Source organism: Nitratireductor alexandrii, from assembly GCF_004000215.1.
GTDB classification, from domain to species: domain Bacteria; phylum Pseudomonadota; class Alphaproteobacteria; order Rhizobiales; family Rhizobiaceae; genus Mangrovimarina; species Mangrovimarina alexandrii.
Genome location: NZ_RBVY01000001.1, coordinates 505,162 through 517,531 on the forward strand (window position 1 = coordinate 505,162; position 12,370 = coordinate 517,531).

The 12,370-nt window shown below is 66.2% G+C and carries 13 protein-coding genes; 10 read left to right on the forward strand and 3 right to left on the reverse strand.

Features of this window, described 5'->3' with window-relative positions:
* Window positions 1-22: 22 nt before the first annotated feature.
* Genes EP380_RS02375 through EP380_RS02410 form a run of 8 tightly spaced genes read left to right on the forward strand, consistent with a single transcriptional unit; the run spans window position 23 to window position 8,115 of the window.
* Window positions 23-1,048, forward strand: a complete 1,026-nt coding sequence (locus EP380_RS02375; protein ID WP_106571354.1) for an ABC transporter ATP-binding protein — start codon at window positions 23-25, stop codon at window positions 1,046-1,048.
* Window positions 1,045-2,055 carry an ABC transporter ATP-binding protein gene (locus EP380_RS02380; protein WP_127596199.1) on the forward strand — a complete coding sequence of 337 codons (1,011 nt, stop codon included), beginning with the start codon at window positions 1,045-1,047 and terminating at the stop codon, window positions 2,053-2,055. Before EP380_RS02375 ends, EP380_RS02380 begins: the two co-directional genes overlap by 4 nt.
* A complete protein-coding gene (locus EP380_RS02385) occupies window positions 2,052-3,008 on the forward strand; it encodes an NAD-dependent epimerase/dehydratase family protein (protein ID WP_127596202.1) in 957 nt (318 codons plus the stop codon). Before EP380_RS02380 ends, EP380_RS02385 begins: the two co-directional genes overlap by 4 nt.
* The gene (locus EP380_RS02390; RefSeq protein ID WP_164749723.1) at window positions 3,001-4,614 is read left to right on the forward strand and encodes an ABC transporter substrate-binding protein; all 1,614 of its coding nucleotides are present in this window, start codon (window positions 3,001-3,003) and stop codon (window positions 4,612-4,614) included. The genes EP380_RS02385 and EP380_RS02390 overlap by 8 nt, the downstream gene beginning before the upstream one ends.
* A 6-nt stretch (window positions 4,615-4,620) precedes the next feature.
* A complete protein-coding gene (locus EP380_RS02395) occupies window positions 4,621-5,562 on the forward strand; it encodes an ABC transporter permease (protein ID WP_127596209.1) in 942 nt (313 codons plus the stop codon).
* Window positions 5,559-6,374 (forward strand): ABC transporter permease, encoded by an 816-nt coding sequence (locus tag EP380_RS02400; protein WP_127596212.1) that lies wholly within the window; start codon window positions 5,559-5,561, stop codon window positions 6,372-6,374. The genes EP380_RS02395 and EP380_RS02400 overlap by 4 nt, the downstream gene beginning before the upstream one ends.
* Before the next feature lie 17 nt (window positions 6,375-6,391).
* Complete coding sequence (locus EP380_RS02405; RefSeq protein WP_127596214.1) at window positions 6,392-7,261, forward strand: SMP-30/gluconolactonase/LRE family protein; 870 nt, start codon at window positions 6,392-6,394, stop codon at window positions 7,259-7,261.
* 5 nt (window positions 7,262-7,266) lie between these two features.
* A complete protein-coding gene (locus EP380_RS02410) occupies window positions 7,267-8,115 on the forward strand; it encodes an alpha/beta hydrolase (protein ID WP_164749724.1) in 849 nt (282 codons plus the stop codon).
* Window positions 8,116-8,228: 113 nt separating this feature from the next.
* Here the strand turns inward: EP380_RS02410 and EP380_RS02415 are convergent, their stop codons facing one another.
* Both EP380_RS02415 and EP380_RS02420 read right to left on the reverse strand, forming a co-directional pair.
* A complete protein-coding gene (locus EP380_RS02415; RefSeq protein WP_164749725.1) occupies window positions 8,229-9,029 on the reverse strand; it encodes an HpcH/HpaI aldolase family protein in 801 nt (266 codons plus the stop codon).
* A 183-nt stretch (window positions 9,030-9,212) separates the two neighbouring features.
* Window positions 9,213-10,028, reverse strand: coding sequence for an IclR family transcriptional regulator (locus EP380_RS02420; protein ID WP_127596222.1), 816 nt, complete (start codon window positions 10,026-10,028; stop codon window positions 9,213-9,215).
* A 321-nt stretch (window positions 10,029-10,349) separates the two neighbouring features.
* Here EP380_RS02420 and EP380_RS02425 point away from each other — a divergent pair, with 321 nt between their 5' ends.
* Together EP380_RS02425 and EP380_RS02430 are read left to right on the forward strand one after the other, a co-directional pair.
* Complete coding sequence (locus EP380_RS02425; RefSeq protein WP_420845831.1) at window positions 10,350-10,961, forward strand: ankyrin repeat domain-containing protein; 612 nt, start codon at window positions 10,350-10,352, stop codon at window positions 10,959-10,961.
* The gene (locus EP380_RS02430; RefSeq protein WP_127596228.1) at window positions 10,958-11,443 is read left to right on the forward strand and encodes a nucleoside deaminase; all 486 of its coding nucleotides are present in this window, start codon (window positions 10,958-10,960) and stop codon (window positions 11,441-11,443) included. Before EP380_RS02425 ends, EP380_RS02430 begins: the two co-directional genes overlap by 4 nt.
* On the opposite strand, the gene EP380_RS02435 is transcribed toward EP380_RS02430, so the two are convergent.
* Window positions 11,370-12,362 carry a cation diffusion facilitator family transporter gene (locus EP380_RS02435; protein ID WP_127596231.1) on the reverse strand — a complete coding sequence of 331 codons (993 nt, stop codon included), beginning with the start codon at window positions 12,360-12,362 and terminating at the stop codon, window positions 11,370-11,372. The genes EP380_RS02430 and EP380_RS02435 overlap by 74 nt on opposite strands.
* Window positions 12,363-12,370 lie beyond the last annotated feature (8 nt).

A 12,370-nucleotide genomic window follows, 5' to 3' on the forward strand; every position in this document is an offset into this window, starting at 1 on the left:
CATATTGCCAGCCATTCGGCGGATGGAAGAAGATGTAGCGGAGGGCGGCGCGCCGGTCACCATGCTCGAGGTGGTCGATCTGCGGGTCGATTTCGGTCAGGCCGGCGGAGTGACGCGGGCTGTCGACGGCGTGTCCTTCAAGGTTGCCCAGGGCGAGACACTTGCCGTCGTCGGTGAATCCGGCTCGGGCAAGTCCGTTACCATGTTGTCTGTGATGCGCCTGCTCGACGGGCGCGACATCAAGACCTCGGGCGCGGTGCTGTGGACGGGCGCCGATGGTGCCAGCCGCGATCTGCGCGGCCTGGACGAGCGCGGCTTGAACGCGCTGCGCGGCAGCGAAATCGCCATGATCTTCCAGGATGCCAGCGCCAGCCTCAACCCTTTGCTGACGGTCGGAGACCAGATCGCCGAGACGGTGCGGCTGCACGAGGATGCGGGTCGGGCGCAGGCTTGGGCGCGCGCGGTCGAGCTTCTGACCCAGGTCGGCATCGCGGCACCGGAAAGCCGCGCCCACAGCTATCCGCACCAGCTTTCGGGCGGCATGCGCCAGCGGGTGATGATCGCGATCGCCCTGGCGGGCCGTCCGCGCCTGCTGATCGCCGACGAGCCGACGACGGCGCTGGACGTCACCATCGAGGCGCAGATCCTGCAGCTTTTGGAGGATATCCAGCGCCAGCAGGGCCTGTCGATCGTCATCGTCACGCACGATCTCGGCGTGGTCGGCGAAATCGCCGACCGGGTGGTGGTCATGTATGCGGGCCAGATCGTGGAGAGCGGCGCGGCGCGCGACGTGCTGGGGGCGCCGCGCCATCCCTACACGGCCGCGCTTTTGGCCTGCCTGCCTCAGCTCGCCGGCGACGGCGAGGTCGAAAGCCCGTTCAGACGCGCCAAGCCCGGCGTCGTTCCAAGGATCGGTGAAGGTTTTTCCGGCTGCCGCTTCCGCAGCCGTTGTCCGCTCGCGCGGGCGGAGTGCGAGCGCGAGGTGCCGCTGGTTGAAACCGCGCCCGGCTGGCAGTCGCGCTGCTTCTTCTGGGAGGAGGCGTCATGAGCGGCGCGAACGGGCGGGAGTTGCTGCGCCTGGAAGGCGTCAGCAAGGTGTTTGCGCAGCGCCGCGGGTTCAGCCGCACGGCCGGCTTGCGGGCCGTCACCGATGCCAGCTTCACGCTTGCCGGCGGCGAGGTTCTGGCCCTGGTCGGGGAATCGGGTTCGGGCAAGTCGACACTCGGCCGCACCGCGATCAGGGTCGTGGAGCCGACCGCCGGCGACATCTGGCTCGAAGGCGAGCGCATCACCGACCTCGACCGCAGGCAGTTGCGGCCGCTCAGGCGCAAGATGCAGATGGTCTTCCAGGACCCCTATGGCAGCCTCAATCCCCGCATCCGGATCGGCGCGGCTGTCGCCGAGGGCATGCGCCTGCACGGCCTCGCTTCGGCGCGCACGCTGCGTGACCGCGTCGCGCAGGCGCTCGAGCAGGTCGGTCTGCGCCCGGAAATCGCCGACCGCTTTCCCGCCGCGCTCTCAGGCGGTCAGCGCCAGCGCGTGGCGATCGCCCGGGCCCTGGCGGTCGAGCCGACCGTGATCGTCGCCGACGAGCCGACCTCCGCCCTCGACGTTTCGGTGCAGGCCGAGATCATCGATCTGTTGAAGGCGCTGCAGTCCCGGCAGGCGCTGTCGATGCTGTTCATCAGCCACGACCTGCGTGTTGTCGGCGATATTTCGGACCGGGTGATGGTGCTGTATCTCGGTCGGATCGTGGAATCCGGCCCGACCGGGCAGGTGTTCCGCGATCCCGCGCACCCCTATACGCGGGCGCTTCTGCAGGCCGTGCCCAAACATGTCGGCGCGGCACACGGAAAGCGGCAATTGCTCAAGGGCGAGCTGCCGAACCCGGTGTCGCCGCCGTCGGGCTGCGTGTTTCATCCGCGCTGCCCGTTCGCTATCGAGGCCTGCCGCAGCGCCGACATGAGCCACCGCGAGGTCGCGCCTGGACAGGTGACGGCCTGTATCCGCGACGATCTGCCGGCTTTCGACGCACAAAGGGAGGACCGGACATGACCGCCCGGCGCCTGCTTGTCATCGGTTGCAACGGGTTCATTGGCCGTCATGTGATAATCGCCGCGGCGCGCGGCGGTATGGAAGTTCACGGTTTCGACCGCGCGGCCCCGTCGCGTCAAAGCGCGCTTGCCGGTTTTCATGCCGGATCGCTGGCCGACCCGGCGTCCCTGGAACGCGTCTTCGCGGCGGTCCGGCCTGAGCGGGTGATCTCGCTTGCCGCTCATGCCGGCGCGGGCAGCGGCCCCGGCCTGTCGGCCGAGCGCGACATCGACGCCGCCTTCGCCGTCAACGTCGAGGGGTTTCGCAGCCTCGTTGCAACATGCCGGGCCCACGGCGTCTCCCGGCTGGTCTGGGCGAGCTCGACGACCGTGCTGGGCCAGCAGGCGGACCACGCCTCAGGCCTCGTCGACGAGGCGGCGCCCCGTTTTCCGGCAGGGATCTACGGGCTGACAAAAAGCCTTGCCGAGGAGATCGGCACCTTCGCGCACCGTCATTGGGGGCTGGAGGTCGTGGCCGTCCGGCCGACCCTCGTGCTGGGGCCGGGCCATTCCTATGGTGGCTTGCTCGATCCGCTGAAGGCGCTGTTCGAGGCTTGCCGCCCGGCCGCGCCGGCGACACTGACGATCGGCTGGGGACGCCATCGCTTCGATATCGTTCACGTCGGCGACGTTGCCGAGGCCTGCGTGGCGCTCGCCGCCGCGCCGCCCGGGCTGCGGCCGCTCTACCACGTCAACGGCGGAACGACCGACATCGGCGCCATCGCCGCCCTTGCCCGCGCGGCCCGGCCCGAACTGGACCTGACGGTACGCGACGAAGCGCCACCGGTCGTCTTTCCACTCGTAGCGGCCGAACGCATCGCCGCCGATATCGGCTTCCGGGCCCGATACGGGGCGGACGAAACAATTCGCCGCTGCATCGAACATGCCAGAAATAGGGAGGAATGTTATGGCTGAGACCTTCGATACCAACCGCCGCAGGCTGCTGAAATCGGTGGCCGCAATCCCGCTCCTGTCGCTGTTGGGGATGTCGCTGACGGGCGTTTCGGCTCGGGCCGCCGCCGTCGATCTCGTCTATGGGGCATCCGACCCCGCGGCCAAGCAGGGCGGCTCGCTGACCGTGGGTTCGCTGATCGAGCCGCCATCCTTCGACATCTACCACCAGGCCGGCGAGGCGGTAAACTTCGTCGCGCCGCTGATGTATCAGACGCTGGTCTATGCCGACCACGACGGCAATCCGCATCCGCTCCTGGCCGAAAGCTGGGAGATCAACGAGGATGCCAGCGTCTACACGTTCACGCTGCGTTCGGGCGTGACGTTCCACACCGGCCAGCCGTTCGAGGCGGCGGACGTCAAGTATAGCCTCGACTACATGCGCAATCCCGAAAACGGCACCATCGGAGCACTCGATTTCGCCGATATCGACACGGTCGAGGCGGTCGATCCGCTGACGGTGAGAGTGACCCTCAAACAGCCGAACTCGGCCTTTCTGATCACGCTCACCCACCGCAACGGCTCGATCATTCCGCGCGACTGGTATGCAGGAGAGAACGCGCGCGCCAAGCTCAACAGCACCAGTGTCGGCACCGGCCCGTTCCGCCTCGTCGAATTCGTGCAAAACAGCTATATGCGGCTCGAGCGCAATCAGGACTACTGGCAGCCGGGCCTGCCCTATCTCGACGAGATCGTCGTCAATTTCATCCCCAACAGCGCCGGCATGCTGGTCGCGGTGCGCAACGGGCGCGTCGACATGGCGGTCCTCGTGCGGCCGCAGGACGCCGAACAGCTCGAAGGCGTTGGCGGCCTGACCGTGCAGCGGTCGCGCTCTCTCAACCAGAAGAGCCTCGATCTGGACAGCGAATACGGGCCGCTCAAGGACGAGCGCGTCCGCCAAGCGATCGCGCTTCTGATCGACAAGCAAGCGGTCATGCAGGCTGCGATCTCGGGCTACGGCCAGGTTCTGGGAACCACCGTCCCGGGTCTGCAGGAACGCTGGGGCGTGCCGCTTGGCGAATTGCCCAACCAAACGGTCGACGTGGACCGCGCCAAGGCCTTGCTGGCCGAGGCCGGACATCCGGACGGCATCGACATCGAGCTGCGCACCATCATCGGCTATGATTGGATGGAACCGGCCGCCCTCACGCTGGTCGAACAGCTCGCCAAGGGCGGTGTGCGCGTGGCCATTCAGCGGCTCGATCTCGGTACGTGGCTGCAGAACTTCCGGGCGCGCCAGATGGGCTTCACGCTCAACGATTGGGGTACGCCGCCCGACCCCAACATTCTCTACTACCGGCATTTCCACAAGAAGCCGGAGGGCGCCGATTTCCGCAACTGGGCCAATGACGAGGCGAGCACGCTGCTCGACGAGGGCCGGCAGGCCCTGGCCTACGAGGATCGCAAGGCGATCTACGACCGGTTCCAGAAACTGCTCGCCGAAAGCGTGCCGACGGTGATGATGTTCGGCGCCGACCACATCGTGGTCGTGTCGGACACGGTCAAGAACCACGCCATGCACCCGATCGGCTGGCATTTCGGCTTGGTCAAGACCTGGGTCGACAAGTAGGCGGCCATGACGCGTTTCATCGTCTTTCGGTGCCTGGCGGCGATCCTGACCGTATGGCTGGCGAGCATGGTCGTGTTCGCCATGGTCAGGGCGGCGCCCGGCGACATCATCGAAATGATGATGGGGCAGATGGGCAGCAGCGAGGGCGAGGCGGCGCTGCGGCGCTTCTTCGGCCTCGACCAGCCCGTTTACGTCCAGTATCTCGACTGGCTCGGCCGGGTCGTCACCGGTGATTTCGGCTCCTCCTGGCGGCAGGGCAGTCCGGTCACCGAGTTGGTGTTCAACGCCTTCACGGTGTCGTTCGAACTGGCGTTGCTGGTATTGATCGTTTCGTCCTTGATTGGCGTTCCGCTGGGCCTGCTCGCCGGCTATCGGGCCGGCAGCGCGGTCGACACCATCATTCAGGCCTTCAATGTGCTCTTCTTGGCCACGCCGGTCTTCTGGCTGGCATTGATGTTGTTGTTTGGCGTGTCCACCTTCTTCTACTGGTCGCCGCCCACCATCTATGTCTCGCCGCTGCGTTCGTTGACCGACAATCTGATCATTCTGGCCATGCCGATGGCCAGCCTCGCCTTTCTGCAGATCGCCGCCTACGCGCAGTTCGTGCGCCAGCACGTCGTCGAGGCGCTGCAGCAGGATTACGTGCGCGCGCTCAAGGCGCGCGGTGTGCCGGCCCGCACCATTCTGGGCAAACATGTCCTGCGCAATATCCTGGTCCCGCTCATCACCTTCATGGGGCTGATCTTCATCCAGATCCTGGGCGGCGTGGTGGTCATCGAATCGCTGTTCGGGCTGCCGGGGCTCGGACGGCTGCTGGTCAACGCGCTTTACGCGCGCGACTTCCCGGTGGTGCAGGGGGCGCTTGTGATGGTCCTGATCTCGGCCATCGCGATCAACCTGCTCGTCGACATCCTCTACCGCGCCATCGATCCGAGGCTGCGCTCATGACCGCTCAATTCGCCTCGATGATTGCCCGGCGTCCGGCCTTGACCATGGGAATGGCGCTCGCGTTGGCGATCGCGGTGGTGGCGCTGCTGCCTGGCCTGTTCGCGCCGCAGCCGCCCAACGCCATCGATGTCGGCCGCGCCCTGCTGCCGCCCTCTGCCGAGCATTGGTTCGGCACCGACCATGTCGGCCGGGACGTTTACGCCCGCGTCGTCCACGGTGCACGTGTCACGCTCGGCATCGTTGCCGGCTCGCTGGCGCTCTCGGCCCTGTTCGGAGGGGTGGCGGGAACGATCGCCGGCTATCTGCGCGGCTGGAGCGATCTCTTTTCGGGGCAGCTCGTGGAGGTGATCCTGAGCTTTCCGCCGATCTTCCTGGGCGTGATGATCACCGGCATCATCGGCTCCAACGTCGCCAATCTCATGTTGGCGCTGTCGATCGTCTATCTGCCGCTGTTTTTCCGCGCCGCCCGCTCGGCGGCGATGGTGGAAAGCGCCAGGCCCTATGTCGAGGCCGCGCAGGTTCTTGGCGCCGGCGAGGGGCGGATCCTGTTCCGGCATCTGTTGCCAAACGTGCTGCCGGCGGTGCTGACGCAATATATCATCCTGTTCCCGCTCGCCCTGCAGATCCAGGCGGCGCTCGGCTTCCTGGGCCTCGGCGTGCAGCCGCCCACGCCAGATTGGGGCGCGAGCCTGCAGGAGAGCAAGGATTACGTGCTTTACGCGAGCTGGACGGCGATTTTCCCCGGCCTCGCGCTCGTTGTTTCGTCTCTGGCCGTGATCCTGATCGGCCGGGGGCTGCAGTCCAGGACCTGAAGCTTACGGAGAAGGCGATGAAGATCGAATGTGCCGCGCAGACCGGCGATGTGCTGGGAGAAGGGGTGATATGGAACGTCGCCCAGCAGAAACTCTACTGGGTCGACGCGTTCGGCCCGCATATTCGCTGTCTCGATCCACAGTCCGGGAAAGTCGAGTCCTGGGAAATGCCCGAAGTGATCGGCTCGCTGGTGTTCGACAATAAGGGCGGCATCGTCGCCGGGCTGGAATCGGGCTTCTGCCGGGTCTCTCTCGATCCGGTGCGGGTCGAGCCGGTGGTCAATCCGCAACCCGAGCAGGGCATCATCTTCAATGACGGCAAATGCGACCGCCGCGGGCGCTACTTCGTCGGCACCATGCATCGCGAGTTCCGCGCCGGCGCCGGTGTGCTGTGGCGGCTGGATGCGGACTGGTCGGTGCATCGCATCGATTCGGGCATCAGCGTGTCGAACGGGCTTGCCTGGTCGCCCGACAACAAGACCATGTATTTCGCCGACACGCGGTCTCTGGTGGTTTATGCCTATGATTACGACATCGAGACTGGCGCGGCGGAGAACCGCCGGGACTTCTTTCGCACCGACGATATGGTCGGGCGCGTCGACGGGGCGACCGTCGACACCGAAGGCTATTACTGGTGCGCCATGATCCATGACGGCTCGGTGTGCCGCTACTCGCCCGCCGGCAAGCTTGACCGGCGCATCGAATTGCCGGTCAAGCATCCCACGATGTGTTCCTTCGGCGGCGCCGATCTCGACACGCTTTATGTCGTTACCGCTCGCCGTTTCCTGAAGCCCGGCGAGGAGGCCGAGCAGCCGCTGGCCGGCAATCTGTTCGCGATCACCGGGCTCGGCGCCAAGGGTATCGCCGAACCGACATTCGCGGGATGAGCGCCATGGACTGGAGAGCCCTCGACGCCGCCGAACTGGAACATCAGTTCAATCCGCAGAAATCCGTTGCCGACTTCTCGCGCTTCCAGGTTCACCGCTCGGCGATCAGCAAGGTGTGCCGCCAGGTGATGACGGCCCATCTCGACATCGCCTATGGCGACGGCGCGCTCAACGGCGTCGACATCTTCCCGGCCGGCGACAACGCGCCGGTGCACATGTTCTTCCACGGCGGCTACTGGCGCACGCAGGACAAGGCGAATTTCGCCTTCATTGCGCGCGACCTCGTCCAGCGCGGCGTTACGCTGGTGATCGTGAACTACGATCTGTGTCCGACCGTCAGCCTCGACCGGGTGTCGGGATCGGCGCTCGAGGCGATTGCCTGGTGCTACCGAAACATCGCGTCCTATGGCGGCGATCCCGAGCGCATCAGCATTTCCGGCAACTCGGCCGGGGCGCATCTATGCTCGATGGCGGTCGCCACCGACTGGCCGGCGCGCGGCCTGCCGGCGGATATCGTCAAGGGCGCGGTGATGATCAGCGGGATCTTCGATCCGTTCCCCGCAAGCCTGATCAGCGTCCGTTCGGAACTGAAGCTGCGCGACGACATCATCGCTCGCAACAATACCGAAGCGCTGCCGCCGCGGGTCGATTGCCGCTGTTTCATTTTCGCAGGCGGGCTGGAGCCCTGGGCGTGGATCGACCAGAGTTTCCGTTATTCGGCGCATCTGCGCCGGCATGGCTACGACCCCGACGTGCAGGTGCTGCCGGGCTATCACCACTTCAACATCATGGATCAGTATCTGGAGCCCGCCAGCCCGATCGCGCGGGCGGTGCAGTCGGTCTCTGCCCTTTGAAGGGCGGCGACGGCCGGCGGTGCGCGCCGGCAGCGGCGCGAAGAAAACCCCGAAACCTGGTCTCCGGTTTCGGGATCGTGCTTGGTCAGTGAGGCCGCAGCGTTGCCCTCAGATCAATGTCCTTCGGCTCGTACGGCCTGGAAGCGCGAGGCGAGCGCGCTCGCGCCCGTAAACAGAACGGCGGCGTCGTTGGCCACCGACACGAAGTCGAAACCGTGGCGCACGAAGCGCTCGGCCAGTTCGGGATTGGGAGCGAGGACGCCGACCTTGACCGGCTTGTCCTTGAGGCGCGCATGACCGTCCAGGATGGCATCGACCACCGCCGGTTCGGCCGGCCTGCCCAGATAGCCCATCGTGGCGGCGAGGTCGCCCGGGCCGAAGAATACTGCGTCGACGCCGTCGACGCCGGCGATCGCCTCGAGATTGTCGAGCGCCTGCTGCGTCTCGATCTGAACGATCAGCGCCACCGCGTCCCCGGCCTCGGCAAGATAGGTCTTGTCGGTTCCGTAGCGGCTGGCGCGGTGCATGGCGGCAACGCCGCGCGTGCCGCGCGGCGGATAGTGCATCGCGGCGACCGCGGCCTCGGCTTCGGCGGCCGACTGAACATAAGGCAGCATCAGCGTCGTTGCGCCGGCGTCCAGATATTGCTTGATGAGCACCGGCTCGTTCCAGGGAATACGGATGATCGGAACGATGTCGGCGCCCTTCGCGGCCCGCATATGGGCGATCGCGTCGGGCAAGGTGACGGGCGAGTGCTCACCGTCGATCAGCACCCAGTCGAAGCCGCACTCGCTCAGCCCCTCGACCGCGTTCGACGAGTTCAGCATCGACCAGATGCCGAGCAGCGGTCGGTCTTGCGACAGCGCCCGACGAAACGGATTGCGGGAACGGGCGTGGGGGCGGTTCTCAGACATTGCGACCTCTTCCTGTGATCGAGCCACCATAGTCTCTGGCCGCTTTCGAGGCAATATTGTTTCACATTACGGAATTTTGTTTCACGTAGTAAAAACATAAAAATTACCCATGCTCGCGGGCCGGGCGACGGGATCGCCCGAGAACTCGGCCGGGAATTAGGAAGATTGCTGCCCGAAGCGGCGTCAGGCCGACGGGAGGGGGGCGTGCCAGCCCATCGCGCGCGAGATTTCGTCGGCGGCGGCCAGGTTGCGGGCGATGATGTCGGCGAACGTCTCACCGGCGATATCGAGACCGATCGTCGACACGCTGATCGCGGCGACGATGTTGCCGCCGGCGTCGCGGATCGGCGCGGCGGAACACTGGATGGCACGATTATACTCGCGCCGGTCGAGACTGTAGCCGCGCTGCCGCGCCTCGGCGACCTCGCGGATCAGCGTTTCGGGATCTGTGATCGTCTGATCGGTGTGACGTTCGAAGCGCAGGCCGGCGACCGTTTGCGCCAGCGCCTGTTCGTCGAGGCCGGTCAACAGCGCCTTGCCGAGTGCGGTGCAATAGAGCGGACGTCGGCTACCGACCTCCGACAGCACGCGGATTTCCTGATCGGGCGGTTCCACCTTGTCGAGATAGCAGACTTCCGCGTCGACCATCGTGGCGAGCTGGACGGTTTCGCCGACCGCCTGGGAAAGCGCTTGCATCACCGGCCGGGCGACCTGGCGCAGATCGGTGCTGGCGCGCGCGCCGGCCTGAAGCCGCAGCACGGCCGGGCCGACGGTCCAGCTTTTCGTCTTGGCCTGGAATGCGGCATAGCCGTCCTCGGCGAGCGTGCGCAGGATGCGCAGCGTCGTGCTGCGGTGAAGCGAGACCCGCTCGGCCACCGTCGTCAGCGACAGCGGCGTTTCCGCTCCGGCAAGCGTCTCGAGCACGCGCAGGGACCGGTGCACGACCTGAATGGACGAATAAAGCTCGCTCCCGCTTTGCTTCTCGGCGGACTGCGTCAACGGACGGAACTCCGATGCTGATACCTGTCGTGCACCTATCACAAGGCGGGGCCAAGCAAAATCCCCGCTCCTGTTGCGGCTGGAAGCGCAACAATGCTCTGCGCGACCTGTTGGCGCGCTTGCCGGGCGCGCTCTTGCGCAGCCTTCTCCCCCATGGCCTATATTTGTGTCCGTGGACACACCGGCACACGGCGCGTCAAAGGCGCTGGCAAGCCGGCCGTCTTGGTACGGGAACGATAGCCGATGCCCAAAATCCTCATACTGTGCGTTGCCGCGCTGTTTGCGGTTCTTGTCCACACGCCAACCCTGTCGGGGCAGTCGATGACCGAACTATCCGGGCTGCACGAGGCGGCGGCCAGCAATGACGTTACCGCCATCCGTGCGCTTCTGTCCGCCGGCGCCGATATCGACGCCCGGGACCGGAAGGGCCGTACCGCGCTGCTGGTGGCCACGCATGGCAACGAGGTCGAGGCCGCCGCCGCGCTGATTGAGGCGGGTGCCAACGTCAACGCGAAGGACGATATCGACGACAGCCCTTATCTTTATGCCGGCGCGCGCGGCCATCTCGAGATCTTGAAAATGACGCTTGCCTATGGCGCGGACCTTCAAAGCACCAACCGCTATGGCGGAACCGCGTTGATCCCGGCGGCCGAGCGCGGCCATGTCGAGACGGTGCGCACGCTGATCGCGGCGGGCGTCGAGGTCGACCACGTCAACAATCTCGGCTGGACGGCTCTGCTCGAGGCGGTCATTCTCGGCAATGGCGGCCCCGCGCATCGAAGGATCGTCGCGCTTCTGGTGGAGGCGGGCGCCGATGTCGATCTGGCCGATCGTGATGGCGTAACCCCGCTCGCCCATGCCCTTGGCCGTGGGTACGAAGAGATCGCGCAGGTCCTTGTTGAAGCCGGCGCACGCGGAGGAACAAGCCCATGAACGCCGCAATCCCTCCCGGTGACGAACAGCGTTTCCTGCGCGAAGCGATAGAGCTCGCCCACGCCAATGTCGAAAAAGGCGGCCGCCCGTTCGGCGCCGTCGTCGTCAAGGATGGTGCTGTCGTCGCTACCGGCGTCAACGAGATCGTGGCCACCAACGACCCGACCGCGCATGCGGAACTGACTGCATTGCGCGCCGCCTCCCGGAAGCTGGGCGCGCCGGATCTGGCCGGCTGTACCGTCTATGCAAGCGGCCATCCGTGTCCGATGTGCATGGCCGCGATGCGCCTGGCCGGCATCGATGCCGTCGTTTACGCCTATTCCAACGACGACGGCGTGCCTTTCGGCCTGTCGACGGCCGCGATCTATGACGAGCTCGCCAGGCCCTTTGCCGAGCAGTCGATGGCGATCAGCCACGTTCCGGTTCGTCTCGAGGCGCGTCCCGATCTTTACGCGGACTGGAAACGGCGGCAGGCCCGGTGACGTCGATGGCGCGCGCGTTGGCCTCGTCCAGGCACTCGGTTTCGATCTGCAGCGTGACGAAAAAGAACCCGTAGCGGGCGGACAACAGCGCGTGCGCCTGCCGCAGCACGCCGGCGGCGTCGCCGCTCCATTCGGGCTCCAGTCGCAAATGTGCGGAAAACACGTAGCGTCCGCTGGTCAGCGCCCAGCCGTGCACATGGTGCACATCGGCCACCCCGTCGAGAGCGTTGAGTGCGTCGATGACCGCGTCGAGCGCGATGTCGGGCGGCGTCCCGTCCATCAGCAGATGAACCGCGTCGCGCAGGATGCCCCAGCTTGCCCACAGAAGCACGAAGCCGAAGCCGATGCCGAGCAGCGGGTCGATGGCGAGAAAGCCGGTGAAATGGATCACCAAAGCCGCCACGATGATGATCAGGCTGCCGACGAAGGTCTGGATGATGTGCCAATAGGCGCCCCGCACGTTCAGGTCCTCGCCCTGCTGGCGGTAGAGCAGGAAGAGCGAGATCACCTCCGTCACGATGCCGCCGGCGGCGATGATCAGCATCGGCGTGGTCGGCAGGTCGATCGGTGCGCCGAGGCGCATCACGCCCATCACGATCACCAGGATCGCCATCGCCAGCAAGAAGGCGCCGTTGACGAGGGCGCCGACGATCTCGGCGCGGTACCAGCCGAAGGTACGGTTCAGGTCGGCCGGCCGGCGGGCGATCCGCGCCGCGACGATGGCGACGAGCACGCCGCCGACGGCCGAGAAGGTGTGGAAGGCATCGGAAATGACCGCGATCGAGCCCGTCCACAGGCCGGCGATCAGCTCGGCGACGAAATAGAGCCCCGTCAGCCACGCCGAGATCGTCAGCGCCCGCCCGCTGGACGGCAGATGGCCGCCGTGACCGGCCGGGTGCGGAGCGTCTTTGCGCGCCATGCTGGCGT

Coding starts and splice junctions, on each gene's coding strand:
- EP380_RS02425 (WP_420845831.1), top strand. CDS start 10,350: ATGACCGAACTATCCGGGCTGCACGAGGCGGCGGCCAGCAATGACGTT.
- EP380_RS02385 (WP_127596202.1), top strand. CDS start 2,052: ATGACCGCCCGGCGCCTGCTTGTCATCGGTTGCAACGGGTTCATTGGC.
- EP380_RS02400 (WP_127596212.1), top strand. CDS start 5,559: ATGACCGCTCAATTCGCCTCGATGATTGCCCGGCGTCCGGCCTTGACC.
- EP380_RS02380 (WP_127596199.1), top strand. CDS start 1,045: ATGAGCGGCGCGAACGGGCGGGAGTTGCTGCGCCTGGAAGGCGTCAGC.
- EP380_RS02395 (WP_127596209.1), top strand. CDS start 4,621: ATGACGCGTTTCATCGTCTTTCGGTGCCTGGCGGCGATCCTGACCGTA.
- EP380_RS02375 (WP_106571354.1), top strand. CDS start 23: ATGGAAGAAGATGTAGCGGAGGGCGGCGCGCCGGTCACCATGCTCGAG.
- EP380_RS02410 (WP_164749724.1), top strand. CDS start 7,267: ATGGACTGGAGAGCCCTCGACGCCGCCGAACTGGAACATCAGTTCAAT.
- EP380_RS02415 (WP_164749725.1), bottom strand. CDS start 9,029: ATGTCTGAGAACCGCCCCCACGCCCGTTCCCGCAATCCGTTTCGTCGG.
- EP380_RS02435 (WP_127596231.1), bottom strand. CDS start 12,362: ATGGCGCGCAAAGACGCTCCGCACCCGGCCGGTCACGGCGGCCATCTG.
- EP380_RS02405 (WP_127596214.1), top strand. CDS start 6,392: ATGAAGATCGAATGTGCCGCGCAGACCGGCGATGTGCTGGGAGAAGGG.
- EP380_RS02390 (WP_164749723.1), top strand. CDS start 3,001: ATGGCTGAGACCTTCGATACCAACCGCCGCAGGCTGCTGAAATCGGTG.
- EP380_RS02430 (WP_127596228.1), top strand. CDS start 10,958: ATGAACGCCGCAATCCCTCCCGGTGACGAACAGCGTTTCCTGCGCGAA.